The organism is Spirosoma knui (assembly GCF_054780635.1).
Genome location: NZ_BAAGVY010000005.1, coordinates 254709 through 280742, shown reverse-complemented (window position 1 = coordinate 280742; position 26034 = coordinate 254709). Strand labels below are relative to the sequence as shown.

At 47.9% G+C, this 26034-nt stretch carries 16 protein-coding genes, 1 tRNA gene and 1 pseudogene; 8 read left to right on the top strand and 10 right to left on the bottom strand.

What is annotated here, in order from left to right; translation table 11 throughout:
* Nucleotides 1-2: 2 nt before the first annotated feature.
* The 4 genes from ACYVIY_RS13540 to ACYVIY_RS13525 all read right to left on the bottom strand — a co-directional run bounded on the left by ACYVIY_RS13540 (nucleotide 3) and on the right by ACYVIY_RS13525 (nucleotide 6411).
* On the bottom strand, nucleotides 3-1946 hold the full coding sequence (locus ACYVIY_RS13540; RefSeq protein ID WP_460976882.1) for an ATP-binding protein: 1944 nt from the start codon (nucleotides 1944-1946) through the stop codon (nucleotides 3-5).
* A 112-nt stretch (nucleotides 1947-2058) separates the two neighbouring features.
* The gene (locus ACYVIY_RS13535; protein ID WP_460976881.1) at nucleotides 2059-3786 is read right to left on the bottom strand and encodes a type I restriction-modification system subunit M; all 1728 of its coding nucleotides are present in this window, start codon (nucleotides 3784-3786) and stop codon (nucleotides 2059-2061) included.
* A 52-nt stretch (nucleotides 3787-3838) separates the two neighbouring features.
* Nucleotides 3839-4843 (bottom strand): hypothetical protein, encoded by a 1005-nt coding sequence (locus ACYVIY_RS13530; RefSeq protein WP_460976880.1) that lies wholly within the window; start codon nucleotides 4841-4843, stop codon nucleotides 3839-3841.
* Nucleotides 4840-6411 (bottom strand): AAA family ATPase, encoded by a 1572-nt coding sequence (locus ACYVIY_RS13525; RefSeq protein WP_460976879.1) that lies wholly within the window; start codon nucleotides 6409-6411, stop codon nucleotides 4840-4842. Before ACYVIY_RS13525 ends, ACYVIY_RS13530 begins: the two co-directional genes overlap by 4 nt.
* Before the next feature lie 62 nt (nucleotides 6412-6473).
* Here ACYVIY_RS13525 and ACYVIY_RS13520 point away from each other — a divergent pair, with 62 nt between their 5' ends.
* The 5 genes and pseudogenes from ACYVIY_RS13520 to ACYVIY_RS13500 all read left to right on the top strand — a co-directional run bounded on the left by ACYVIY_RS13520 (nucleotide 6474) and on the right by ACYVIY_RS13500 (nucleotide 14431).
* Nucleotides 6474-7478: a helix-turn-helix transcriptional regulator gene (locus ACYVIY_RS13520; protein WP_460976878.1), complete on the top strand. Its 1005-nt coding sequence runs from the start codon at nucleotides 6474-6476 to the stop codon at nucleotides 7476-7478.
* Between the two features lie 129 nt (nucleotides 7479-7607).
* The gene (locus ACYVIY_RS13515) at nucleotides 7608-11816 is read left to right on the top strand and encodes a bifunctional RecB family nuclease/DEAD/DEAH box helicase (protein WP_460976877.1); all 4209 of its coding nucleotides are present in this window, start codon (nucleotides 7608-7610) and stop codon (nucleotides 11814-11816) included.
* 4 nt (nucleotides 11817-11820) lie between these two features.
* Nucleotides 11821-12807 (top strand): DNA adenine methylase, encoded by a 987-nt coding sequence (locus ACYVIY_RS13510; RefSeq protein WP_460976876.1) that lies wholly within the window; start codon nucleotides 11821-11823, stop codon nucleotides 12805-12807.
* 230 nt (nucleotides 12808-13037) lie between these two features.
* Nucleotides 13038-13233: pseudogene (locus ACYVIY_RS13505) on the top strand (transposase); the annotation flags it as partial.
* Nucleotides 13234-13711: 478 nt separating this feature from the next.
* The gene (locus tag ACYVIY_RS13500) at nucleotides 13712-14431 is read left to right on the top strand and encodes a retropepsin-like aspartic protease family protein (protein ID WP_460976875.1); all 720 of its coding nucleotides are present in this window, start codon (nucleotides 13712-13714) and stop codon (nucleotides 14429-14431) included.
* A 28-nt stretch (nucleotides 14432-14459) separates the two neighbouring features.
* Here the strand turns inward: ACYVIY_RS13500 and ACYVIY_RS13495 are convergent, their stop codons facing one another.
* From ACYVIY_RS13495 to ACYVIY_RS13470, 6 genes are all read right to left on the bottom strand, one after another.
* Nucleotides 14460-15320 (bottom strand): DNA/RNA non-specific endonuclease, encoded by an 861-nt coding sequence (locus tag ACYVIY_RS13495; RefSeq protein WP_460976874.1) that lies wholly within the window; start codon nucleotides 15318-15320, stop codon nucleotides 14460-14462.
* A gap of 104 nt (nucleotides 15321-15424) precedes the next feature.
* Nucleotides 15425-15508 (bottom strand) — tRNA-Leu (locus tag ACYVIY_RS13490).
* Between the two features lie 85 nt (nucleotides 15509-15593).
* The gene (locus ACYVIY_RS13485; RefSeq protein WP_460976873.1) at nucleotides 15594-16931 is read right to left on the bottom strand and encodes a dihydroorotase; all 1338 of its coding nucleotides are present in this window, start codon (nucleotides 16929-16931) and stop codon (nucleotides 15594-15596) included.
* Nucleotides 16928-17899 carry a porphobilinogen synthase gene (gene hemB / locus ACYVIY_RS13480; RefSeq protein WP_460976872.1) on the bottom strand — a complete coding sequence of 324 codons (972 nt, stop codon included), beginning with the start codon at nucleotides 17897-17899 and terminating at the stop codon, nucleotides 16928-16930. Before hemB ends, ACYVIY_RS13485 begins: the two co-directional genes overlap by 4 nt.
* Nucleotides 17900-18082: 183 nt before the next feature.
* Complete coding sequence (locus ACYVIY_RS13475; protein ID WP_460976871.1) at nucleotides 18083-18778, bottom strand: response regulator transcription factor; 696 nt, start codon at nucleotides 18776-18778, stop codon at nucleotides 18083-18085.
* A gap of 79 nt (nucleotides 18779-18857) precedes the next feature.
* The gene (locus ACYVIY_RS13470) at nucleotides 18858-20720 is read right to left on the bottom strand and encodes a sensor histidine kinase (RefSeq protein WP_460976870.1); all 1863 of its coding nucleotides are present in this window, start codon (nucleotides 20718-20720) and stop codon (nucleotides 18858-18860) included.
* A gap of 179 nt (nucleotides 20721-20899) precedes the next feature.
* Between ACYVIY_RS13470 and ACYVIY_RS13465 the strand changes: the two genes are divergently transcribed.
* The 3 genes from ACYVIY_RS13465 to ACYVIY_RS13455 all read left to right on the top strand — a co-directional run bounded on the left by ACYVIY_RS13465 (nucleotide 20900) and on the right by ACYVIY_RS13455 (nucleotide 25857).
* Nucleotides 20900-21709 (top strand): T9SS type A sorting domain-containing protein, encoded by an 810-nt coding sequence (locus ACYVIY_RS13465; protein WP_460976869.1) that lies wholly within the window; start codon nucleotides 20900-20902, stop codon nucleotides 21707-21709.
* A 165-nt stretch (nucleotides 21710-21874) separates the two neighbouring features.
* Nucleotides 21875-22120: a hypothetical protein gene (locus tag ACYVIY_RS13460; RefSeq protein ID WP_460976868.1), complete on the top strand. Its 246-nt coding sequence runs from the start codon at nucleotides 21875-21877 to the stop codon at nucleotides 22118-22120.
* 656 nt (nucleotides 22121-22776) lie between these two features.
* Nucleotides 22777-25857 (top strand): glycoside hydrolase family 3 N-terminal domain-containing protein, encoded by a 3081-nt coding sequence (locus ACYVIY_RS13455; RefSeq protein ID WP_460976867.1) that lies wholly within the window; start codon nucleotides 22777-22779, stop codon nucleotides 25855-25857.
* Nucleotides 25858-26034: the final 177 nt, after the last annotated feature.

Genomic DNA, 26034 nt, shown 5'->3' with positions numbered 1-26034 from the left:
CGTTAGTCCTTGTTGGATTCGTTAGTTACGGTTTTGTATGCCTGCTCAGGATGCCGGGGCATATCGGGTATCGTAAAAGCCAGTTTACCAGCTTCGCGAAGTGGTGTAATGTACTGATGCAGTAAATGTTTCTCGCTACGATTCAATAGTCCCATCAATTGCACCAGTGTTAACGGCCGCCAGGCACACAAAGCCAGAATCAAACCTTCCAGCATTTCCCGGTCACCGCTACGTCGGCCATGTTGTTGCAACGCATCCTGTAGCGTCTCGGGTAGCTGGTTCGATAAGGCAATAAGAGCAGGTTCGATAAGACTCGTACCAGGTTTGATAAGACTTGCACCAGGTTCGGTAAGGCTCGTACCAGGTTCGATAAGACTTGCACCAGGTTCGGTAAGCACATTATTAGGTGCACTAAGACTAGCAGCAACAGGCGCTTGGTTCTCCTTACTACACAGTAACTGCAAAAAATCAGACGCTACATAATATGTAGCGCGTCCTTTGCCTTTTAGTTCGAGCAGCTTACTATCGCGCAGTTGGCGCAGTTCCATGCTGGCCCGCGTCAGGTCAACACCGGTTAATTGCCGGTATGTTGAGTTGTCAATAGCACCGGTTTCCCGGACAAAAATCAGGGCTATCTTTTGCCCATTCGTCAATGAGTCGTGCCCCAGTAAGGCCAGCCAATCGAGGTCATCTTCGCTTAAGAAGTGGTGCAGCAGCAACAGGGCCGTAAATTGATTCGCCGTGTGGTTTGATTCGAACGTCGGCTGCGACAACCCAGCATCGGCCAACAACCGGCGCATCGTTCGGATACCGCTACCTTTGGTTTCGGCCAGATTCGTCTCGTGAAATACCGTAGCGATATACGTATTACGGGGCAGAGAACCAGGTTCACCAAGCAGTTCTTCAGCTTTCAAAGAATAGCCTGGATTCCTGATCTCAATGCGGTTACCATAACGAATCACCTGAACCGGCTGCGGCACTCGAAAAGAGCGGTGCATCAGCGCGTTAACAAGTGCCTCACGAAGCGCCCGGCCGGGCAAGCCCGTCGATTTTGCCTGAATCTCACCTTCCGGCAGCAAAAAGCCTTTAGGTAGATCGTCGGCAATGAGCGCATATAACCGTTGAAGAATCAGCAACAGTGATCCGCGCATATCAACGGATTGAAAGCGATTGTCGGGGTCGGCGATCCATTCGTTGCCCGGTACCCGAATGTAATCCACGCGCATCATTGGCATCAGTCGCCGTTGTGCCATTTTACTACCAAACAGCACCAGCCCCGCTACAGTCAGCTTCCATTCACCTGATTGCTTAACGACGCACCCCAGGGCTTGAAGCAGTTCATTATCGGAAAAGGTCAACTCCTCAGCTTGCGCGTTGACCAGGGTCCGCAGACGACGGTAATAGTTGATCGCTTCCTCGTCGACATCCGCCAAAGACGAACCCGATATCAAACTGGCATCGAAGGTATCGGCGTGTTGATAAAACACCGGCAGGTCTTCCTCAGTACAGTGTAAATCAGCCGCTCCGATTCGCCGAAACGCACCACGTGGCAGGCCAAGGTTTTTGAAGAACAATGGCTTCTGCGCTTGGGGCAGTTCCGGCACAAACACTTTCAGCACCGGTACACCGTTGATAGTTTCCGCTGCTATATCCGGCCGAATGGGTTGATTAAAATCCGTAGCACAACGGGTGACTAAATCGTTTTGTAGTTTGTCGATGTTACGGACAGCTATTGGCTCATACGTTGGAAACAGCATTTGCTCTTTCTGCCGGACGCCAAGCAAAATAAAGCCACCGCATAGGCCTGGTTCATTTGCAAAAGCGCACACTGTTTCCATGATAGACTTATCTATCTCCGAACCAGTTTTGGCTTCGATACTTACCGACTCATCTAACTGGTTTAGCTGTTGAAAAAGCTGTTGTGCTGTTAAGGAGGTATCAATCATTCAACTAAGTAATCAGCGCAAAACATGTACACGTAAAGTTGCTTTTCCGTACATGTCTCAATCAATATACATAGAAAATAGGAACGCCTAACCAGGCAACTATCTATGCATGTCAGTCATTCAAAATCTCATCCAACAGGCCAACAATGGATCTTTCCAAATCAACAATTTGCTGCTTAATCACGGCCGACTCAACCGGCTTCTTGTATTGGTAGAAGTACTTAGTAAAGTTAATTTCGTAGCCGATGCGTGTTTTGCTGTAATCAATCCAGGCATCCGGCACGTGCGGGGCAATCTCGCGCTGAAAGTATTCTTCTAAGTCTTCCGAAAGCGGAATGTTCTCGGTATCGCGCTTCTTGCTATCAGGCTTTGGTTTGCCTTTACTGTCCTTCACGATACGTCCATCCTTCCGCTCGGGTTGTTCAACCGTTACCTGGAAATAGCCGAAGAACTCATTGTCGAAAATTTTCACGCTCGGCCCTTCTTCAAAAGCTGTGTAAAGCCGCGTAATCTCGGTAATGTGCGCGTCAGAGATAAGCTTTCGCTTGTTATTAAGGCTCTTCTTCATTGGCACAAACGCATCGGTTGCGTTAATGAGTTGCACCTTACCGCGCCGGTGGGCTTCTTTCTTGTTGGTGATGATCCAGATGTAAGTGAAGATGCCGGTATTATAGAAAATATCGGATGGGAGGGCGATGATCGCATCCAGCCAGTCGTTCGATATAATCCACTTACGGATTTCGCTTTCCCCCGATCCGGCGTCACCCGTGAACAGCGGAGAACCGTTTGTTACAATACCAATGCGGCTCCCCTGTGGGTCCATCTTCGAGACCATGTGTTGAATGAACAGGAACTGTCCATCTGACGTACGAGGCAATCCAGCAGTAAAACGACCAAGCGGGTTTAATGCTTCGTTTTTAATGAAGATTTCGTCTTTCTTCCAGCTAACGCCATAGGGCGGGTTAGCCAGCATATAATTGAACTTCCGGTTATGAAAACGATCTTCGGAGAATGAGTTACCATGCCGGATGTTATCTGGGTTTTCGCCCGTAATCAGCAGGTCAGACTTCGCAATAGCGTATGACTGCTCATTAATCTCCTGCCCAAAGATGTTGATCGTCGCACTTGAATTGATGTTATTTAGGATGTAATTCTTAGAGATTGTCAACATCCCTCCCGTACCACAGGCGAGGTCATAAATGGTACGGATAACGCCCGGCTGCTTCAGCTCTTCGTGCTCAGTACTGAACAGTACACTGGCCATTAGCCGAATCACCTCGCGTGGCGTAAAATGCTCACCCGCCGTTTCGTTAGACTGTTCGTTCGAGATGCGTATCAACTCTTCAAAGACATAGCCCATATCATGATTAGTGACCGCGCTGAGGTGTAGGTCAACCTCACTGATAGCGCTAACCATCTGGTATAGCAAGCCATTCCGCACGAGCCGAGCCACAACTTTATCAATCTGGTAATTATCCAGGATCTCCTGTACGTTCGGACTAAAGCCGTTGATGTATGTCTGGAAGTTGATCTCGACGTTTTGCGGGTCCTGCGTCAGCGTCAGCAGATCATAAGGTGACGTATTATAAAACTTCAATTTGCCAGCCGCCCGTTCGAGAACGGGTCCGAGCTTATCAGGCATCACCTTATCCTTAAAGTTCAGATAAGCCTCACGAACAGCCTGTTTGTGAGGTTCTAATACGCAGTCTAATCGACGTAACACCACAAAAGGAAGCATCACTTCGCCAATCTCATTCTTTTTAAAAGTATTCCACAATACGTCGTTTGTAATGCGGTACAGGAAATCTATGTTTGGTCGTTTGTCAGTCGAAGTCATCATGAAGCAAAGGTACGGCGAGGAAGTGCAGCGTTTCTGCACCTGAAAAACTTTGTTAATTAATTAACCGATTACGGCAATCACCAGCCAAGATGTTTGTGCTCATTAACAATGTATGAGCAGAGTTTGTATTAACCTGATCTTTAGTGTCTCTTAGGATTTCAGCCATCCACCTAACTTCACATTGCCCAACTGGATCACACACGGACGCAAAAGACCAGTAATACTTTAGATCATTATTCTCAAATGAGACGAGTCCATCGGTCTTAAAAGAATTATACCCATGGTGGCTCTCAAAGAAATGATAATTTGTAATAACGGCTCTTTGATGAAATACATCAGGACGGTTATGGGTAATGATTCCTACGGTTACAGTATATGTAAACATATCTGACAAGCGCTCACTTATATTTTTAGCTGTTGTCTCTAATGTAGCAGCGCTATAAGCAACTTTTTCAGCAATGACAATTAGTATATTAAAAGGAACACCTAGTTTTCTAGGCATTATTCCCTTGAAAAGGGAGAGAGCATTATTCATTCCTTGCTCTCGGTCTTTATCAAATAAGTAGTTATCAACCAATACTAATGAATTTATGGGAGCTAACTTGATTGATGACACGATTGCCTCCCAACCAAGTTTAGTATTTGCTATATTATACCGCTCGTTCTTTCGTAGATGCCATTTCGCCTGCTTCGGCGATGGTATAATGTTATTAAGTTCTTCTTTAGAGAAAACTGCTACTCCAAAGTGTTCTCTAGCGTCTGCACAATCTTCAACTGGCAGATCTAAAACAAACCAATCTTTAGCGTTATTATCAAGGTCAAAATCTAAGATATCGTCAAAAAAGGCTCTTAAACAGTCTGTCTTACAATCCACCCGTTTATGTAGAAACTTAAGAAACATATCTGTTTCTAAGCGATCGTTGAACTCATCCTGATGAAGATCTACCATTACATTTGAATATTCGTCAAGAATTTTATACAATTCTGGATAATGCTCTGGAAATAAGAAAATCTCTTCTAATGCAGAGTATGTGATGTAAAAAGTCTGTTCAATCATTTCCGGCCAAGCTCTTTTCGTTTTTGAATACGATACAACTCCATTGCTTTCTCATCGGCTTCATCTAAGAATCCTTTTCCAAACCTACCAGAAAGGCCACCGTCAGATAAAATTTCTAACCTCTTCACGTCTTGTTGATCTAAGTAATAGATGATTGCATCCGACGTATCACATAAGTCTGACGCGACCATAAGTTGTAATCTTCTAATTAAGTATTCGGAATGAGTTTCCAATACGAAGCGCAAACGGAAGTTTTTGGAAGCATCTATAAACATATCGGCCAACTTAGACTGTAATCGAGGGTGCAAATTTGCCTCTGGCTCTTCAACTAACACAATCGGAGAGCGTGGTCGCCTTATGGGTAATGCTTGACTCTGTTCCGCGATGACTGAAGCTATCTTAAGTAGAATTGTAAGTACTTGACCTGCACCAAATCCTAAGTTAACCAAATTTACCCACCGTCCATTCTGTCTAATTGTGACTTTGGTAGCCACCCCTTCCACGAGTTCAACGTTTATCTGTTCACCAATTTCAAACTCTTGTAACCACTTGTTTATGAAGGTTGTATTAGTATCACCTGGCCTTGCTTTTGCTAATGCATAGTGAGTCAATATTTCATTAATTTCGTTATCAGTCTGCTGTTTCGTATACAGTCTTGCTTGGTAAGTCCTGTTTGGACTAAGATGATAAACAAAAACGGCCATTCGGCGGGAGAACTGATCATAGAAACGATACAATGAACGGTCTTCATCCATTCTAGCTCTAAACCGACCTTCTTTGTTTTCATCAAAGTAGCGCATTAATGCACGTCGGATGATACCTGCCAATGATATTGTAGAAAAATCTTCGTCTTCTAAAGACAGCTGAGTGTTATAAACGAGACCTTGCACCTTATCCGATTCATAAGCATAGCGAATACGCTGCTCATTAAGCAAGCGTAGTTTATTTTCTAACTCCTGTTGTCTCTGAATGAAATATGTGAGTTCAGCTTTTGAATCAATCTGTTTTAGCTGCTGGCGTACACTATTCAATTCAGAATTAGCCATTTCCAACTGAATCAATATCTGGTCCAACGCGACATTAGGGCTACTCGTCTGAAGCAATATATCGCTGGATCGTCGAGCAGCCATATATTCAATAAATTGTTGTGATACTCTCAACTCAAAGATATACTCACTATTACGACGCAAAAGAAGATTATCCTTTATAGCATTATTAGTAACAACAAATTCAGACAAACGAGCAAATGTCTCCTCATTTTGCCCTATAAACTTCAAAAAATAACTGTACTCATCAATATCATATCGAAAGTGAACTTCTTTGCTATCACTCTCCCAATGCTTAACGTTATAGAATTTATTGATTTTATGCTTGTGCGCTTGCTTACCGTTTAAATCCAGAATTAACTGGTTGCTATCAGGTTCCATGTAGTCTGATAGCAGAACGAATGACTTCATTAGGGAGGACTTACCCGAATTATTCTTCCCGGTTAAAATTGTAATCGGTGCTAGGTCAAGGGCAGTAGCCTCTTTAAACACTCTAAAATTTGTTAGTTCTATACGGTTCATGTACAAAAGGTATCAGGCTAGAATGCAGCATTTCTGCATACAATATCGTTTTTTTGCCACAAATGGCGAATAAAAATAAGTTAGTTCGGCTTAAGGTACTAGACCAGTGTCTACGCAACCGATACCATGCCTACACACTGGATGACTTAGCCGAAGCTTGCTCAGAAGGTTTATATGAATATGAAGGGGTAAGCAAAGGGATTAGCAGGCGGAGTATACAAGAAGACATCAAAGACATGCGCAGTGGCAAGTTTGGTTACGAAGCCCCCATTGTCTGTGAAAATGGCGTATATCGTTATGAAGATAATACTTTCTCTATCTTCAACAACCCACTGCTGGCTGATGACGTTGAAGCTATTCGTAGTACGCTGAGCATCCTCAGCCAATTCAGTGAGTTTGGCCAAACAGATGCCCTCCGACAGGTGGAAGCAAAGCTACGCAATCTACTTGCTTCGTACGATGAGGACGACCGGCTACTGATTCAGTTTGAAAAAGTCATGTATCCTGCTGCTGAACAATGGTTAAAAACGCTGTATGGTTACGTTAAGCGAAAGACCGGCTTAGCCATAATGTACCAACCGTTTACTTATGATGCACCAGCCATTTTTCGGACTTTCCCACTACTGCTGAAAGAGTATAATGATCGCTGGTTTTTAATCGGCTTCAATCCTGATGCTGAATTTGTTCAGAACTTCGCCCTTGACCGAATTGTCAGCGTTGACGAAGACGAGACTATAGGTGAACCAGAATTGTCATTTGATCCGGCTATATACTTTCGATATCTTATCGGCGTTAGTACCGCTGAGCACGGAATAGAGGAGATTATATTTAAGACCAATCCTACCCTGAAACGATACTTAGAAACAAAGCCACTGCATACCTCCCAGGAGCTTATTGATGAAAATGAGGCCGTATTCAAAATGACACTGGGCATCAATTTTGAATTGAAGGCTAAGTTGATGAGTTATGGGCCAGCTTTAGTCATCCTCAGCCCACCCCATTTGCGTGAGGACCTGGCTGCTCAATACAGAGCAGCGGCAGATCGATATATGAATAACTTGAGCTAGTGAGTATCGATTTACGAGAAAATTTACATCTTATGATAGCAAATGCAGAAACGCTGCACTTGTCACTTCTACTTTTGCCAAAACGATTCAATTACAAATACCTGCTAATAGAGATTTCATCCACATCTTATGACTAAATTTTCTACGCAAACAGCTAAATATAGACTTACGGCTTCTGTTATCGCATCGCATTTCAAACACCGCTGTGATCGGCTGTTTCGTTACAATACCGTTCCAGGAGCACTTCGGGAGCGGCCAGGAATTGGCTGGCGAGTACCCAAAAAAGCGCGTCAGCAAACCCGTCCAGGGGCAGCATTGCTTATGCAGGGTGGTGATATTTTCGAAATTGGTCAGATAAACAGACTCATCGACTTGCATGGAGCCGCTGCAGTCCATCACGCAGGCGTTGATACGGCAACTAACAAAGTCCTCGCAACCTCGTTCGCGGACTTCTTAGCCGCTCTAGACAGCGGTACTACAGCCCGCTTCTTTGCGCAAATTGACCTTGACTTTGAAGAAGGTTTTACAACCGACATTCAACTAACTTTCTTGCAACAGTTTGGGCTGAATCCTGACCAAATTCAACTGACTAAAGCCCTGCCCGATCTAATTGAGATTCTGCCTGCTCAGTCAGAACGCCAACCAACACGGCTTCGCATTTGGGATTTCAAAGCAAGTCGCAAACCCCGCCATGAACACTACATTCAAGTAGCATTCTATTCATTATTGCTAGAGCATGTTTTACGTTACGCGAACCGCCATGACATTGTTGTCGATACTGAAACAGCGATAATTCAGTCGAAACAAAAGCAAGATGAGTTTAAGTTAAAACCGTACCGAACGGCCGTAAGCAATTTTCTGCGCGACACCGTTCCTACTTTACTAGCAACTCCTGCTTCTGATGCTCACTACCATTACTGCGAAAGCTGTATGTTATGTGAGTATGCCGAGACGTGCCGGGCTGAGGCCGACGCGGGCAACGACCTGTCGCGAGTACCCTATATGAGTTCGGTATCAAAGCGTCGGTTAAGACGAGCAGGCATACCTACGCATCGCGAACTGGCGGCCCTGCATATGGATCTGCCCCGGATTACTACGCTTCGATCGGAGAGTCACGACCTATCGTCAAACCTGCACCGGTACGTAAAAGCGGCTCAAACACTCGAAGATGGAGAAATTCGGTCGTTGGAGACGAAAAATCTTCTGATGCCACGCTATGAAGACGTACGGGTAATAATATCGGCCGAGCAAGACGCTGTGTCAGCTACCTGCTTCGCGATAGGAATAAAAACATACGAAGGTTGGGATTCGGAGACGAATAAGGTCTTAGGCAGTGAGGCTGTATTTATATCTGATGGACCAGAACAGGAAAGCGATATGTTACTTGGCTTTCTTCAAACACTCAATAACCTGCTGGCGACTACTGATAGGGAAAACAGATTGATTAATGACCAGCCAATAGATGAAGATCAAGCTGTAATCAATGCTGAAGCTGCTCAGACAAATGCTGAGCAGGCATTAGCTGACTTCAAGGCTATATATCCGCGTTTGTACAAGAAACGGCCTGAGCATGAGCCGTTATTAGAGCAACGTACAGCATTGGAACAGATCGTTGAGGCCAGTAAGATTGAACTGAAAGACGCTAAACGGGAAGCAAGTTCGCAACGCTGGCGACTGTTCAAACGACTTCATATTTACGTTTACGATAGCTTAGACCTATTGGTGCTGAAGGAGTGTTTAGAGCGTCATTTGCTGGCCGATGAACCCGTTGGCTTGTTAGACGAAGTACGACGGCTAATCCGAATCTTTCCACCAGAATCCGTTCTGCCCGACGCGGGTACGTATCGTACTGTGCCAGGGACCGTAGTAAGTCAGGTTCTACGCCAATCACTAACCTTACCTATTGCTTACGGTTTTGACTTGGCTAGTGTTTCCCAATACTTGCAACCAGTCAAGGCCGATGGCGAACCAAGTGGTTATGAATACAGGCCTAAATTTGGCTTCGGTTGGCCATATTCTAATCAAGTAGCCTTCGAGCGGATTCATGATGTTTGGAACGATGGAGTATTCAAACCAGACCCTGCTAAGCCGGAGCGGAATATGGATTCGTCAGCTATTCGGGAAGCCATCGAATCAACGGTCCTCAACAAACTGCGGGCTACTGATTCGGTTGTTCGAGCCATTAAACAACAGCTCGGCAATGACCTCCTCTTAACAAAGGAGCCGTTTTACCTCAACGAAACGTTTGACCCGAGTGGCCCAATCGTTGACGTCGATGCCCAACGTGTGCTGGACGTAATGGAAGTATTTACGGTATTAGAAGAATCATTCTCTGAGCTAAAAACCAAACACGGGCATACACTACCAGTAGCTGAGCGAGTAGCCAAATTTAACTGCATTAATGGTTTGCGGTACATTGGTACTCGAAATGATCTGCTTGAGTTCACATTCGATCCGGAGTGCCGTGATACAAAAATATCAGTTGGTGATTTCAACTTAGTACTCACATCGGAGTCGAACCCTAATGAATTAATTATGGATGTTGACGGGAAGCTATTCCGAGCAGCAGGTTGGCAGGGGGCAAAGAACAAGGTGACTTTAGTAGACATAGATCATCAGGCTACACCGCCCGTATTGCGTATCCAATCCAAACAGGTAGCTCATTGGCAATCCATTTTTGTCGCCAATCCCAATGACACATACGTTCTGGACCCGATGTATGTTGATTACAACTCTGAACGCATACTCACTACAATCCAACATTTAAAGGTAGAGCCAGGCGCAGATCATGTCCGTCAGTTAGTAGCATCTGGAACCATCACTCAATGGTCTCCTTTCATAGCACAACCAGCAGCCGTTGAATCAGAATTAATTCATCATGCCGCCGTTGCCAGAAATCAACTCCTTAACGAGGCTCAATGGCGGGCTGTGTCAGGTGTCATGCAGGAGCCCGTTTCGTTGATATGGGGTCCACCCGGTACTGGTAAGACCTATACAGTCGCTCACATGCTTTTATGTTATACCCTTGCGGCAAAACAGCAAGAGCGTCCGTTGCGTATTTTGGTAACGGCTTTTACTCACCACGCCATTGTTAACGTGCTCACCAAAACCATTGAGCTGGCCGCCAAGTATGGCATCGGCTCTGATGTACTTGATATTTTTAAAGTTGAGGCTAGCGGGGAGAATGTTGCTGATGATGAACTACCAATCGATGCGCTAATTAATGAAAAAGGGATTACTACACAATTACAAGCTCCAACACCCTGCGTACTGATTGGGTCTACCGTATGGGGAGTTTGTAAAGCCATGAAGGATCATAGCATTCCGCAGCATTGGTTCGACGTTATTTTGGTTGATGAAGCCTCACAAATGAAGCTAGCCGAGGCACTGCTGGCGATGGCGGCTCTAAAGCCATCCGGGAGTGTGATTCTGGCCGGTGATGACAAGCAACTGCCACCTATCTTACATGGCACCTATGCTGATGAGCATAAACCGGTCCTTTCATCGATATTCGTTTTCATGAGGCATAGGTTCGAGCAGCAACTTACTCAAGGAGGATTAGCAGGACCCCATCGGGCTTTGTTTCAGTTAGAAGAAAACTTCAGAATGAACGAACCACTGACTGCCTACCCACGTCAGTTAATTTATGGAAATTACGTCTCAACCAAGCCGACAATTCAAATTAGCCTCAATTACTCAAAGGAACCGCAGACAACAGATCCGCTATTAAGCTTACTGATGGACCCGAGTAAACCGGTTTTACTGATTCGATATACGCCTGAGCAGTCCTACACGGCCAAAAATCCTATTGAAGTAGCACTCACTGCTCAAGCTGTTAGCTATTTAGCTGGACGGTTGACAGTAAATGACACAAATGATCTTCACACACCGGAGACTTTCGCTAATAAAGGAGTGGCAGTACTGGCCCCTCATCGGGCGCAAAATGCAGCTATTCGCAACGCACTTGCCGAAGTTGGTTTTGGTACGTTCACTCAGCCAATGCCCTTAGTTGATACGGTTGAGAAACTACAAGGTAAAGAGCGGACTGTCGTTTTTGTGTCATACGGTGTAGCCGATGAGGAATATGCCGAAGCAGAAGCTACGTTTTTGCTATCAGAGAACAGGTTTAACGTGGCAACAACTCGTGCTGAACGCAAATTAGTCGTATTTTGCGCAGACCCAATCATCAACGTTGTCCCGTCTGATCGGCAAACTTTACTGGATGCTACTATGCTGAAAGAATTTAAAAACTATTGCATTGACGGTCAGCAAACACTAAACGTTACGATTCCAGAAGTAGGTAACGTTTCCTTAACCGTTCATTGGAAGAGTTTCTAACACCATGTCCGTAAGCACCACACCCTTATCACGTTATAACGCATCAATCTTATCTCCTCTACGTTACCCCGGCGGCAAAAAACGTTTAGTCGGATATTTAGCCGCTTTACTTCGGTTAAATAATCGACGGCCACGCTTGTTTGTTGAGCCCTTCGCAGGCGGAGCCAGTGTTGGTTTGCAGTTGCTTAATGATGGTTTGGTCGAACGAATTGCCTTGGGTGACAAAGACGAATTAGTATCCGCTTTTTGGAAAACCGTCTTTTTTGATGCAGACTGGCTAATTAAACGCGTTGAAGAAGTGGAGCCTAATCTTCAGCTTTGGGAGTACTATCGGGCTAAGATTCCCACATCGCGACGTGAGCGTGCTTTCGCCTGCCTGTTTCTTAACCGCACTAGCTTTTCAGGAATTTTAAGTGGTACAGCCGGACCAATTGGCGGCCGTGCTCAACAATCAGCATATGCTATCGGCTGCCGCTTTCCTAAGCAACGATTAATTAATCGCATTCGTCAAGCTGAGGCCCTGGCAGCAAAAGTCACGTTCGTTAGATCAGGCTCCTGGCAAACTACCATCAGGGCTGCTAGATCAATTGGTATTTCACCGGCCGATATGTTATACTACTTTGATCCACCTTTCTTTACGAAAGCCGACCGATTGTATCGACACTTCTTTATTGGAAAGCACCACAAGCAATTAGCAAAAGCGATTGCAACCCTTCAAGCGGACTATGTTTTGTCTTACGATGTAGCTGATCCTATTATTAAGCTTTACGCAGACTTAGGTATGACTCCCACTCAGGTGCAACTACTTTATTCGACAAGTTCCCGTGAGAAGCTCATGTCGACTAATGAGCTAATCGTAACAAATCTGATTAATTTGCCTACACATAGTCGCTTGTGGTTCTCCAAAGAAGATAAAGCGATGTCATTAGCCAAAGTATCAACAGCCTCCCTCCATTCTCATAGTCAGGAACCAACTCATACACTGCATTAAGACAATTGCCTTAAGTTGCCGAATATGATTTGTAAACTTGCCTAAAGAGCTAAGTGTACGTCGTCAAATGAAAGTGGACAAAAGGGGTGAAAATGGGAAGAGACAATTCAGTAAATTGTTTCACTTAAATCACCTTGGTTATGTCCAATTCAGCCAAAAAGCCCCCGCCTAACCGTTCCAAAACCGCCCAATCTGCTTCAACTGCATCTGAGCGCAAGCCGGCCTTATCCATTATCAAAGACATCTAACGGCAGACCCGACGCCAGTATACTGCTGAAGAAAAGATTCGTATTGTGCAGGAAGGCTTGCAATGCGAACAGTCAGTAGCCGAGATTTGTCGACGCGAAGGCCTTAATACCAACATTTATTATCGGTGGATCGGACTGCCGAAGCAGTAAAGAATTCCTGGAAGCGGGGAAGAAGCGATGAGCAGGCGATACCACCCGGGAAGCTACCGCTCCCGAAGTACAATAAGTCAGTAATTGTGTCCTCGCCCAAATCAAATAGTAGGGAACTGGCAGCTAGTTTCTTTTAGGCATTGTAACTACACCAGACCTTGAAACACGTTCTCCTTTTAGCACTGTTGCCGGTGGCCACCGTCTTTGGTCAGGGCACTGCTACTCGTCCCCATCACCACAAGCATACTCGTGTACGCCAAGAAGCCGCAACCGTTCTGATATGCGGCAGCCGGTCAGCTTATGCTTACCATAAACATGAGTGTCATGGTCTGGCTCGGTGTCGATCGGGAGTAAGCCGGGTTGCGGTCAGTGAGGCACGAAACATGGGTTATGTACCGTGTAAGATTTGCTATTGAAACACTAGCTCCACGAATCAAATGAAGGCTTGCTTACTGATAATACTTGTACTTTTTAACTCAACCGCTATTGGCCAAACTTCAGTCAAAATGAAGCCATACGGCGGTGTCTATGCAATACCCTGTAAGATTAACGGACTTGCTTTAGAATTTATATTCGATACTGGAGCGTCTGGCGTATCCATTTCTTTAACGGAGGCAAGATTCATGCTCAAAAATGGATACTTGTCAAAAGCAGATTTGTTAGTAGCAGAAAAATACAGTTTAGCAAATGGAGATGACGTTGATGGAACGCAGGTCTTGCTTAGAAATATAGAGATTGGAGGAATAAAACTAACGAACGTTAAGGCAAGTATCTTACATACGTTAAATGCTCCTCTCTTACTTGGCCAAAGTGCCTTACAGAAGCTGGGCAATATCTTTATTGACTATACAACTAATACCCTGATTATTAACCCAAAAGTTACTAGTGAAACGGTCGTTAGCACGGTAGCCAAGGATGAAAATCAGGATGACCTATTTAAAAAAAGCAGTTCAAGTAGTGCCTTCGATATATCAGGTTGGATGTTGGCCAGCCGTCCGAATGTAAATGACGACTCGAATGCCACAGGCAAGATTGTCTTTCGCATAACTGTAGATAGCGACGGCGAGATTGTCCGAGTTCAACAGATGCACTCAACAATCAGCCCGCCCGTTGCAGAGCTGTATCGAAAAGCTGTAGAGCGACTTAGGCTTAGGCCAAAAGGTGGCCAGTTGCCTCCTCCTGAGTCAACAGGTACTATTACGTTTATTATTAAGCAAAAAGAATAAGCATTACTACAAAGTAATCAGCGCGTATCTAAATAGCTGTTATATCCACCTTCGCTTCTAGACTCTGCTGCACACCATTTGGCACATTCGGCAGTAGGTCATACCCCGTCTGCTTCTCCACCTCATCTACACTCACCCGGTAGTTGTCCCAAGGCTGCTCACCCACGGCATTCGTGTTCGGCATCCAAACCGCAATAACCCGTGTCTGAGCGTTGATCCGGTTTACATCGTCCGATCCCACCGGCAACACTACAATCACTTTCCAAAGCGCAGCAGGCACCGCTAGTTTACCACCAGCAATACTGCTTGCTTTGCCGTCGTCTCCCTCGCCACCTTTGCCGGACGTTCCAGCAATGATGTAAAGCTCATTACCTTGACTAACCAGATTACGACAGTACTCCTCCAGCAGTCGCCAGGCTTGTCTATTATGCTGAGGAGCTTGCGGTACAATGTTGGTCAGGATAAACGTTGTCCGGTTTTCTTCGGCTGTGCTGTCTCGGTCGTCAGAGGGGCACAAGTGGCCACGGTCAAAGCCAGTGTTTGTATAATCAGCATGACGAGCTTGGTACCAGCCAGAAGGCAAGGACTGATCCGGAATGAAGTTACCAGCGTAGCGGCTAGCCGATCCTTTCCAGGCGGCTGACAGGTGCCAACTGCACCAGTTTGCTATGCCCGCGGACTGATTGTAGGACAGGATATAGGTTGGCTGTGTGATAAGGTAATTGTTTGGAGTGAACGGTGAGGGCTCAGCTCCGCTAGGATTACTTAGTGCTAGGTTATTATCGCGGCTTGGAACGGTCGACTGCGAAGCGGGTGCATCGCCCTGCTTACACTGGCTGACAGCTACGATCAAACATACCCATAACCAAGTTCGGAAAAGTCGTTTCATACACTTATAAAAGCAATCGGATGTATCCGTCCCCGATTCCGTCCCCGCACTAAAAACTAAAAGCCGCAACCAACTGATTTACAATTGATTGCGGCTGGTACTTGTGCCGAAGGCGAGACTCGAACTCGCATGTCCGTAAAGACACACGCCCCTGAAACGTGCGTGTCTACCAATTTCACCACTTCGGCAGCACTTTGATTCCCGTGTTGGGATTGCAAAGATACGGTGCCCAGTTTGGCTTATGCAAGCATTTTCAGCAAAAAATTAGTCTCTTTATCGGGCAAAGGTGAGTCGTTCGCCCGCACGGTCGGTGCGGAAGCTACCGTTCTGGTAAACCAGCTCGCCCGAAACAATGGTGTGGGTGACCGCATTCCCGAACGTATGACCTTCTATCGGCGACCACCCGCACTGGTACAGGATGTTTTCTTTAGATACATGAGTCGGCGCGTTTGCATCGACCAGGACCAGGTCGGCCCAGTACCCTTCCCGAACGTAACCCCGGCGGTCTATCTGAAAACAGTCGGCGGGGGCGTGACTCATCTTCCGGACAACCGTTTCGATGGAGAGTTTACCCTGCTTCACGAAGTCGAGCATCATCAGCAAGGGGTGCTGCACCAGCGGTAAGCCCGAAGGAGCCTGCCAGTACGATTGCTGCTTTTCATCCCAGGTGTGCGGAGCGTGGTCGGTGGCGATAATGTCTAACCGATCATCGAGCAAAGCAGCCAGCAACGCGTCTTTGTGGTGCGGAGCCTTAATGGCCGGGTTACATTTAATCAGATTGCCAAGCCGGTCGTAGTCGCGGCTGTCGAACCACAGGTGATGCACGCACACTTCGGACGTAATGCGCTTTTCGGTCAGCGGCTTGTCATTGCTGAACAACGGTAACTCATCCGCCGTGGAAATATGCAGAATATGCAGGCGCGTATTGTGCCGGCGAGCCAGCTCTACTGCCATCGACGACGATAGCAGGCAAGCTTCTTCATTCCGGATGATCGGGTGCAGATTGGCACTGGCCTTCTCTCCATATTCCGCCTTGTACCGCTCGGTATTTGCCCGGATGGTCGCTTCATCTTCACAGTGCGTGGCAATAAGCATGGGCGCTTCCCGGAATAGCTCGGCGAGTACGTGTTCATCATCAACCAGCATGTTCCCCGTAGACGAGCCCATAAACACCTTGATGCCGCATACTGTACGTGGGTCGGTACGTAGCACCTCATCAAGATTGTTGTTCGATGCGCCCATGAAAAACGAGTAGTTCGCCAGCGACGTTTGAGCCGCAATGGCGTACTTGTCGGCCAGAAGCGCCTGCGTTAAGGCGTTCGGGACCGTATTAGGCATCTCCATGAACGTAGTGACGCCCCCGGCTACACCCGCCCGCGATTCGGAATGGATAGTAGCTTTATGCGTCAGACCCGGCTCCCGAAAATGCACCTGATCGTCAATAACGCCGGGCAGCAGGTATTGCCCATCCGCGTCGATCACTACGTCCGTGTTCTGGTCAGACAAACCCGTACCGATTTGGGCAATGAAGCCCCCGTCGGTTAATACGTCGGTTTCGACAATACGTCCTTCGTTGACCAGCCGGGCGTTACGTATTAAAAGTCTGCTCATAGCATTCGGGCGGCTTCCTTGGCAAAATAGGTTAGAATGACTTTGGCACCAGCCCGTTTGATGCTCATCAGGGCTTCCATCATGGCGCGTTCGCCGTCCAGCCAGCCCATTTTAGCGGCAGCTTTAATCATGGCGTACTCTCCGCTAACATTATAGGCGGCAATGGGCAGGTCGAAATTGTCGTTCAGCAGTTTGATAATATCCAGATAGGCCAGCGCTGGTTTTACCATCAGAAAGTCGGCTCCTTCGGCGAAGTCGAGTTGCGCTTCGATCAGCGCTTCGCGGCTGTTGGCCGGATTCATCTGGTACGTTTTCTTATCCCCAAATTTTGGAGCCGAATCGAGCGCATCGCGGAACGGTCCATAGAAAGCACTGGCGTATTTAGCCGTGTAAGCCATGATAGCTACGTCGTGAAAACCGCCTTCATCAAGCACCTGCCGAATGTAGCCCACGCGGCCGTCCATCATATCGGAAGGCCCGACGATGTTAGCGCCGGCCTGCGCCTGCGCCAGGGCCATTTTACCGAGCACTTCCAGCGTTGGATCGTTCAGAATCTTACCATCTTCAACAATACCGTCGTGCCCATCGGAGCTGTACGGGTCCATGGCTACGTCGGTCATGATCACAGCTTCCGGGAACCGGTCTTTAATAGCCCGAACGGTTTGCAGGTACAGGCCATCGGGATTATAGCTCTCGGTGGCGTACTTATCTTTTTTCGACTCGGCAATATTTGGAAACAAATCGAATGTGCGAATCCCCAGATCCAGGCATTCCTGCACTTCGTCCAGCAGCAAATCTGTTGACAGCCGATAGATACCGGGCATGGAAGCTACTTCGGAGCGGACATTCTGACCTTCCATGACAAATAGGGGAAGGATAAAATCGCTAGGTAACAGGCGCGTTTCCTGCACCATATCGCGGATGGCGGCCGATTGGCGATTCCGGCGCGGACGGCGAATGAGATTCATCGTAAGACAATTAAGCGTTCTGCAATTGAGTGATGAGTAACGTATACTGAAGTGGTTATTCAGGATAAGAATAGAGCCTTGTTGACATCCCGAGCTTGCAAGGGATGACAAAGTAAAGTCCTAAACAGTCTTATTCTACGTTACCCAGTAATCAAGCTAACGCCCGATACGGATTGTCTGTTCCTAGACGATGAGTTTAAATCCTTCGCCATGCACATTCACCAATTGCACCGTTTCGTCGGGCTTGAGGTATTTACGCAGCTTCGTTACGTATACGTCCATGCTGCGGGCGTTGAAATAGGAGTCGTCCCCCCAGACCATTTTTAAGGCAAAGCTGCGGCTAACGGGTTGATTCAGATTTTGCGCCAGCAGCTTCAGCAATTCCGATTCTTTACTGGTCAGCTTCTGCGACTGAGATTCGCCGGTATCATTCTGGTGAACGAGTAACTGATGGGGATAATCGAAGGCAAACGAGCCAATCTGATACGTAGTGGGCTCAGAGGCATCGTTCGTACGCTGATAACGACGGAGTATGGCCTGAATTCGGAGCAGCAACTCTTCCATGCTGAACGGCTTCGTGATGTAGTCGTCAGCGCCGACTTTGAAGCCCTGAATAGTATCTTCCTGCATGGATTTGGCCGTCAGAAAAATGATGGGCACATCACGACCGGCCATACGTACCTCTTTCGCCAGGGTAAATCCGTCCTTCTTCGGCATCATTACGTCGAAGATGCAAAGGTCATACGGGTTCACCATAAACTGCTGCAACCCCTGATTCCCATCGGTAGCCCGATCGGTGTCGTAACCCTTCATGGTCAGGTATTCCTGCACGAGCTGTCCGAGGTTCGGGTCGTCTTCAACAAGTAAGATTTTAGGCATAATGCGATTGAGTGAATGAGTGAATGAGCGATTGAGTGAATAAAGTTGACGCTATCAAAACATTCACTCAATCGCTCATTCACTCATTCACAATTTTATAAGGTAAGATTATCTCGAACGAACTGCCTTTGCCGGGCTGGCTTTCAACCTGAATCTGTCCGTGGTGCTCGTCAACCATTTTCTTTACGTAGCTCAGCCCTAACCCGAAGCCTTTGACATCGTGCCGATTACCGGTCGGTACGCGGTAAAACTTCTCAAAGATGCGGATGACCTGCTCTTTGGTCATTCCCAAGCCCTGATCCGCAACGGTGATGCTGATGCCGTCGGGCAAACTCCGCGTTTGAATGGTAATGTGCGGATGCTCCGGCGAATACTTGATGGCGTTGTCGAGCAGATTATAGAGGATGTTGGTCAGGTGAATCTCGTCGGCTTCTACCACCTCATTATCGGCCTCAAAATCCAGATCGACCTCCCCTTCGCGCTGTTCAACCTGGATACCAATGTTATTCAAGACCTTTTCGATGACCGTATGAACGTTTACGGGCGATAATTTCAGTTTTATCTCACCCCGATCGAGCAGGGCCATCTGCAACACTTTCTCTACGTGCGAACCCAGCCGCCGGGTCTCGTCACGGATAATGCCCATGTATCGGGTCAGGCGAGCGGGTTCGGGAGATGTAGCCGCCGTAGGTGACCGCAGTTGTTCCTGCGCCATTTCAACCGCCAGCGAGATGGTCGAAATCGGCGTCTTGAACTCGTGCGTCATGTTATTGATGAAGTCGTTCTTGATGTCAGCCAGCTTTTTCTGTCGGAGAATGGTACTGATGGCAATGTAAAAACAAGCCAGAATGACCAGAATCAGCACAACCGAAGCCCCCGACATAAAGCCAAGCCGACTCAGAATAAACTCCTGCTGTGTAGGGAAGTAAACGTACATGTAATTACCGGTCTCAAGCAGATTATTCGGAAATAAGGCGGCTTTGTAGCCTTTGTCCTCAAACTGCCGGAACTCCGACCCCATCGACGTAAACAAAAACTGGGGACGAAGCCGCGTACGAACGCCGTAGGCAAACGGAATGGTAATGCCTCGCTCGACCAGCGCTTGCCGAAGTAACGTATCGAGCGCCACCCGGTTCACCCGGTCTTCGATGGGCCGGTCCGACAACAGCAACCCTTTCAACACGTCTTTGATCAGGTGCGACTGTTCTTCGGCCCGATGCTGGCTAAGCGCGGCCGTGTGGTTGACTGGTGCCGACTCGGCGGGTTTGTCGACCTCGGCCTGCTGCACTTTCTGCTGCTGAACAAACCGACGTAGCTTACTCTTCGCCATGCGCATCGTTGAATCTTTCCGACGCGCCGACTGCGCCACCTGATTGTTGATGTGGTTCAACTCGCTCGTCATCACCCGCTCCACCCACTGATCGAATTCCTGCTGCTGCAGCAGTTGCGTTTGCCAGTCACCAACGGCCATCAACTCTTCCTGCTGCCGGAAAAACTCCTCCACCACCATCATCTGCTCAGGCGATAATGGTTTCACCACCGGATGCAGAACGTCGGATTGAACCACAACCGCTCCAGCTGGAGCGGTACCCGGCACCATCACCTGCCGGGCTGAGGTCAGCGCATCGACTGGCTGGCTTGGTTTGGGCTGAGCGACCGGGGGGCGTTGAACTGGCTTTTGGGTCGATTTGGTTTCCTTTTTGGCAATAGCCATCAATCGGTTCTGCTGTTCGCGCGCCTGCACCCGCTGCTTGGTCAGGTAAACGATTTCCTGGCGCTCGAGCGTCCGGACAACCTCCTGCAAGGCATCTGTCACTTTGTAGGCGAACTGCTCTTTCTGCAATTGCAGCGCACTGCTAATCCAATACAGTTGTAAGCCTACTAAACCCAGCAGGCCAACCGCCATAAGCGCCACAATCCATTGTATACGTTGTTTTGACATTTTTTACCCGCTCATGCAACCTTCACCTATTTTCTCTACTCTATTGTGAAAACGGCTTAGGTCGTCAGTAAAAGTACGAACCACGGCGGCCACTCATTGGTCGTTTAACAAACTTTAACAACCCTGACGCTAACCGTTTTACCAACTTGTCGTTCCTTCGTCTGATAACGTTTTGTACCATGAAAAAAACAGTTTTCGTATGGCACCGGTTCGTTCCGGCTCTGTTACTTACGGGTGCGCTGAGCGGATTAGCCGTCGCGCAAAAGGCCGGATCTGCCTCGCCCAAAGCATCGGGAAAAGAAGTAAACGTTCACATTATTGAACGTAACGGCGATGAAGTTCGCGAAATTGAACGCACGTATCGCGTTGACGGCATGACCGATTCGGAGCGCGACAAACTGGTGACGAAACTGGTCGACTCGTTAAAGGCAACTCGTAAAGATACCCGTAAGCAGCAGATGACCATCATCATTGACGATAACAATGGCGATCGGGTCGTGACACGGGAGCGTCTTAATCCGGGCAAACGGCGGTTGCCTGCCGATGTATACGTTCACCGTGGTCCACTGCCGGGCTGGAACAATCAGAACTGGAGTTATGAATTTCGCCGGGGAACCGATTCATTGGCCGACCGGCTCAACCGGTTTCAGTTTCAAGTGCCCAGAGACTTGGACCGGCAGTTAGCCCGCCCGTTCGAGGACTGGTCCCGCAATTTTAACGCAAAGCCCTCCACGATCCGGGGTCTGGACGCTTACCCGAATAATCCGGATCAAAACCAACTCAACATTCGGTTCACGGCCCCTGCTAAAGGTGATATATCGATTGTTGTCACGAACACCAAAGGCAAAGAAGTGGCCCGGCGCGACATCAAAGACTTCTCGGGTGAGTTTGTTGGCCAGATTGATCTGGGCAAGAAGTCGCAGGGTACTTACTTCATTACCGTAACGCAAAACGAAGACGGAGCGGTAAGACGAGTCGTGGTCGACTAAAATCAACGCATCGTATAGGGGGCAAGTGGCATTCGGTTGTCATTACACTGAAAAATCCACTTGTCCCCACTTAGTACCAATAAATTTTAAGAAATTTTAGTACTATGTATTGCAAGATACCAAACAAAACATATAACTTTGCGTTGTAAGTTTAAAAGCAAGGTCATGAAAACATCCTTAATCATCGGAATTTTAGCGCTGGGACTGAGCGGCCAGGCAATGAGTATGGGACACCCCCACAACGTGTTCGCAGCTCGCAAACAGATGAAAGCCAAAGCGTCGATGGCCATTACCAAAACCAGATCGATGGCTGCGGTATGCTGGCAACCGACGGTTGAGCTTAGTAAAAGTACGCTGAGCAAACGCTTCGTGCAGGCCCTGGTACGGGTGCGCTCAACACAAGCGTACTAAAGTAACTGTTACCTTTGAGTTAAGTGACCCCAACTTTTGGGCTATACGAGCGTATGGTATTCACCTGTTGCTCTCTTCAAATTCTCCTTTTTTGAGTTAGGTACCGTGCTCCGGCTATACTCACTCCTCTAGATTTCTCGTACCTATCTGCTTCCGACTTTTCAGTCAAGTCCCCTTCCGTCTTTTAACGTAGTGTATTACGCTGCATTTCCTGCGTACTACGTGCATTAAGCACTGATTTTGCTTAGTTTCGGTGCCCTCCCGAATACTATTTCTCCCGGCTTTACTGCCTGCTTTCCCTCTTAATACTACGCAGCATAAGATTGCTACGTTAGCTCACGCCCAACTCATTAGCAACCGCTAGTTCAGCTTGTAACAACCCACGGGCAGCCCATTCCCATTATGCCACTAAACTTATAGACTTAATTTATATCTAACAATCAGCTTTTAGTCAGGTTTTTAAGGCGTCAAACGAGCCGATCCATTTCTTTTAAGGAATAGTTAATCAGTTTTTAGCACAAACGAACTTTATTTTTTCGTTAAAAACTTTGACTATTCCAGTACAGATTATGGATTTAAACAGGCAATGGCTACTTTTATGGTTTGTCGAAAACCACCGATAGCTGACTGTACCTTTTTTTACCTATTAAGTACCCATGCGTAGTAATGTAGTAAGGCCATTCCTATTAATTGGCTGCTTATCTGTCAGTTTATTAACTGCGTTTGGCTTAACAGAACCGGGTCGCTCCATCTGGGCGCGTATTTCTCATTCGGCCTCAAAGGCTGCCGCTAAACGTCCTGCTGAGCGCCCCGCACGGGTAGAAGTGCCCACATACGTACCAGGAGCCGCAGCTCGTCCCGTCGAAGTGTTTACCCTGCCCGATAGTGGTCGGCAGTGGGTGGACAGTGTTTTTAATACGTTAACGCCCGAGCAGAAAGTTGGCCAATTTTTTATGGTGGCCACCTTCTCCAATCGCCACGAAAATCACTATCAGTACATCGATCACCTCATTCAAACCAATCACATTGGTGGTCTTATCTTTTTCCAGGGTGGCCCCTATCGGCAGGCGATCCTGACAAACCGGTACCAGGCTGCCTCTAAAATTCCGCTGCTGATCGGCATCGACGGCGAATGGGGATTGGGCATGCGGCTCGACAGTGCAATGGACTTTCCGAAGCAGATGGCGCTCGGTGCCATTCGTGATAATGAGCTGATCTATCGCATGGGAGCCGAAATTGGCCGCCAGTGCCAGCGGTTGGGTATTCACATCAACTTCGCTCCAGTTTCCGATATCAATAGTAACCCCGCCAACCCCGTCATTGGCGTGCGCTCGTTTGGCGAATCGAAAGAGAACGTAGCGCTGAAAGCTTCGGCCTACATGCGCGGTTTGCAGCAGACTCACGTTATTGCCACGGCAAAACACTTTCCGGGTCACGGCGATACCAATGCCGATTCGCATCATACACTGCCTACCGTTAGCCGCTCGCCGGAGCAGATGCGGGAGATCGACCTATATCCATTCCGCAAGCTGATTGCCGACAGTTTGATGGGCATCGTTACCGGTCACCTGCACGTACCGGTTATCGACAACACGCCCGCCCTGGCCGCTACGTTGTCCGAGAAAATTGTAACCGAGTTACTCAAAAAAGAGCTTGGCTTCCGTGGACTGGTCTTTACCGATGCGCTCAACATGGGCGGTATTAGCCGGTCGCAGAAAGCGATGGATGTTAACCTCCGCGCCCTGATGGCCGGTAACGACATTCTGTTGTATCCCGAAAACGTTCGGGAGGCAACCGTTAACATTCTCAATGCCATTCAGCAAGGGGTAATTTCGCAGGAGTTTGTCGATGAAAAAGTCAAGAAGATCCTGCGCGCCAAGTACTGGGCGGGGCTGAACAAGTATAAACCAATAAACCTCAGCGGTCTGGCTGCGGATCTGAATTCGCCCGAAGCTCAGTTACTCAAGCAGGAGTTGTGCGAACAGTCGGTAACGGTAGCCAGCAACGCAAATAACCTGTTACCTTTCAAACGGCTCGATACGTTGCGACTGGCTTCTGTGGCCATCGGGGCTGAGCCGGGCAACGTATTTCAGAAAACGCTGAATCAGTACGCTCCTTTCCAGACGCTGGCCTATCCGGAGAAGCCGGTCTCAGAAGTCGATCTGAACAACATGCTCGCTCAAATTGGTGATGCCAATACGGTGGTGATGAGCTTTCACCGCATGAGCGAATCCGCTTCGCGCAAATACGGCATTACCAAAGCATCTATTGATCTGATCAACCGGCTGAAGCAGCGGGGCACGAAAGTTATCGTTGCGGCTTTCGGATCGCCTTACAGCCTGCCGCAGTTTTCGTCGGCGGATGCTTTAATCTGCGCGTACCAGGAGCTTGACGATATGCAGCGGGTGGTGCCACAAGTCTTATTTGGGGGCCTGGGTGCGCGAGGTATGCTGCCTGTGTCGACTGGTGATTTGAAAATTGGCCTTGGTCTGAATATCTCTCCCGAAGGGCGGCTATCGATAGGTTCACCAGAAAGCGTCGGTATGAAGTCAGCGGTTTTGGCTAAAATCGACGGTATCGTTCAGAGTGCTGTAAAAGACCGCGTCGTACCGGGCTGTCAGGTGCTGGTAGCGCGTAAAGGGAAAGTGGTATACAGCAAAAACTTTGGAGCCTTAACCTATTCGCCGGGAGCGACCAAAGTAACCGACGAAACCCTGTATGACCTGGCTTCACTCACAAAAGTGCTGGCGACCCTGCAGTCGGTCATGGTCTTATACGACAATAAGCAGATTGACCTCAGTCAGAAAGCATCTTCTTACCTCCCCGAACTGCGGGGTACGAACAAACAAAATATTGTTATTCAGGACCTGCTCTGGCACCAGTCAGGCATGGTTTCGTTTTATCCCACCACCTGGGACCGCACCCGGACGTCGGGTGGAGGCTTAAAAGCAGAATACTATAATCCAACGCCGGACAGCCTGCATACGCTTCAGATAGCGCCGACTCTTTGGGCTGTTCCCGCGCTGAAAGATTCGGTCTGGAAATGGGTTGTGCAGTCGCCAATGTCGCGCAAAACCGACGAATCAGGAAAACCAGCGTATGTGTATAGTGACCTGAACTTTCTGATGCTCCAGAAGATTGTGGAGCGTGTCAGCAAAAAGCCTCTGGACAAGTTTGTAACCGAGCACGTTTACAAGCCCCTCGGTCTGCATCAGCTTGGCTTTACTCCGCTTCAACGGCTGGCAAACCCGCAGTGCGCACCAACCGAGCAGGACACGTATTACCGCAACCAACTCCTGGTTGGTACGGTTCATGATCAGATGGCGGCCGTGCAGGGCGGCATTTCAGGCCATGCGGGTTTATTTGGCAACGCCCGGGAGATTGCTACGCTACTGCAAATGAATCTTCAGAAAGGCGAATACGGTGAACAGCGTATCCTTCATCCTATGACGGTGCCTTATTTTACGCAAACGCTGAGCAACCGGAGCCACCGGGCCTTAGGCTGGGACAAGCCGAACCCCGAAAGTCCGAGCAGCGTCTACATGGCACCGCAGGTATCGCCCCGTTCGTTTGGTCACACCGGTTTCACTGGTAACGTCGTTTGGGTTGACCCCGACCAGGAGCTGATCTTTGTGTTTCTCTCGAACCGTATTTACCCAACAGCCGGTAACAATACGATCAATACGACTAAACTTCGTCGACGCATCCACGAGGTTATCTACAGCTCTGTTCAGTAAAGAGATTCAGTGGCCATTCGGCCAGATTATAAATTTCCAGTTACTTATTAACGGATTTGGTGCCACGGCGAAACCGTAGTGGCACCGTTATTGTGGTATCGCTTCACCGCAATCGGTAACTTCCTTAGCTTAAATCGGCAATTATTATATCATACTTACTGTCAAGCTTTTGTGCGG

Excerpts from the sequence above, each read along its gene's own strand:
- ACYVIY_RS13540 (WP_460976882.1), bottom strand. The coding sequence starts at position 1,946 with ATGATTGATACCTCCTTAACAGCACAACAGCTTTTTCAACAGCTAAAC.
- ACYVIY_RS13535 (WP_460976881.1), bottom strand. The coding sequence starts at position 3,786 with ATGATGACTTCGACTGACAAACGACCAAACATAGATTTCCTGTACCGC.
- ACYVIY_RS13530 (WP_460976880.1), bottom strand. The coding sequence starts at position 4,843 with ATGATTGAACAGACTTTTTACATCACATACTCTGCATTAGAAGAGATT.
- ACYVIY_RS13525 (WP_460976879.1), bottom strand. The coding sequence starts at position 6,411 with ATGAACCGTATAGAACTAACAAATTTTAGAGTGTTTAAAGAGGCTACT.
- ACYVIY_RS13520 (WP_460976878.1), top strand. The coding sequence starts at position 6,474 with ATGGCGAATAAAAATAAGTTAGTTCGGCTTAAGGTACTAGACCAGTGT.
- ACYVIY_RS13515 (WP_460976877.1), top strand. The coding sequence starts at position 7,608 with ATGACTAAATTTTCTACGCAAACAGCTAAATATAGACTTACGGCTTCT.
- ACYVIY_RS13510 (WP_460976876.1), top strand. The coding sequence starts at position 11,821 with ATGTCCGTAAGCACCACACCCTTATCACGTTATAACGCATCAATCTTA.
- ACYVIY_RS13500 (WP_460976875.1), top strand. The coding sequence starts at position 13,712 with ATGAAGCCATACGGCGGTGTCTATGCAATACCCTGTAAGATTAACGGA.
- ACYVIY_RS13495 (WP_460976874.1), bottom strand. The coding sequence starts at position 15,320 with ATGAAACGACTTTTCCGAACTTGGTTATGGGTATGTTTGATCGTAGCT.
- ACYVIY_RS13485 (WP_460976873.1), bottom strand. The coding sequence starts at position 16,931 with ATGAGCAGACTTTTAATACGTAACGCCCGGCTGGTCAACGAAGGACGT.
- hemB (WP_460976872.1), bottom strand. The coding sequence starts at position 17,899 with ATGAATCTCATTCGCCGTCCGCGCCGGAATCGCCAATCGGCCGCCATC.
- ACYVIY_RS13475 (WP_460976871.1), bottom strand. The coding sequence starts at position 18,778 with ATGCCTAAAATCTTACTTGTTGAAGACGACCCGAACCTCGGACAGCTC.
- ACYVIY_RS13470 (WP_460976870.1), bottom strand. The coding sequence starts at position 20,720 with ATGTCAAAACAACGTATACAATGGATTGTGGCGCTTATGGCGGTTGGC.
- ACYVIY_RS13465 (WP_460976869.1), top strand. The coding sequence starts at position 20,900 with ATGAAAAAAACAGTTTTCGTATGGCACCGGTTCGTTCCGGCTCTGTTA.
- ACYVIY_RS13460 (WP_460976868.1), top strand. The coding sequence starts at position 21,875 with ATGAAAACATCCTTAATCATCGGAATTTTAGCGCTGGGACTGAGCGGC.
- ACYVIY_RS13455 (WP_460976867.1), top strand. The coding sequence starts at position 22,777 with ATGCGTAGTAATGTAGTAAGGCCATTCCTATTAATTGGCTGCTTATCT.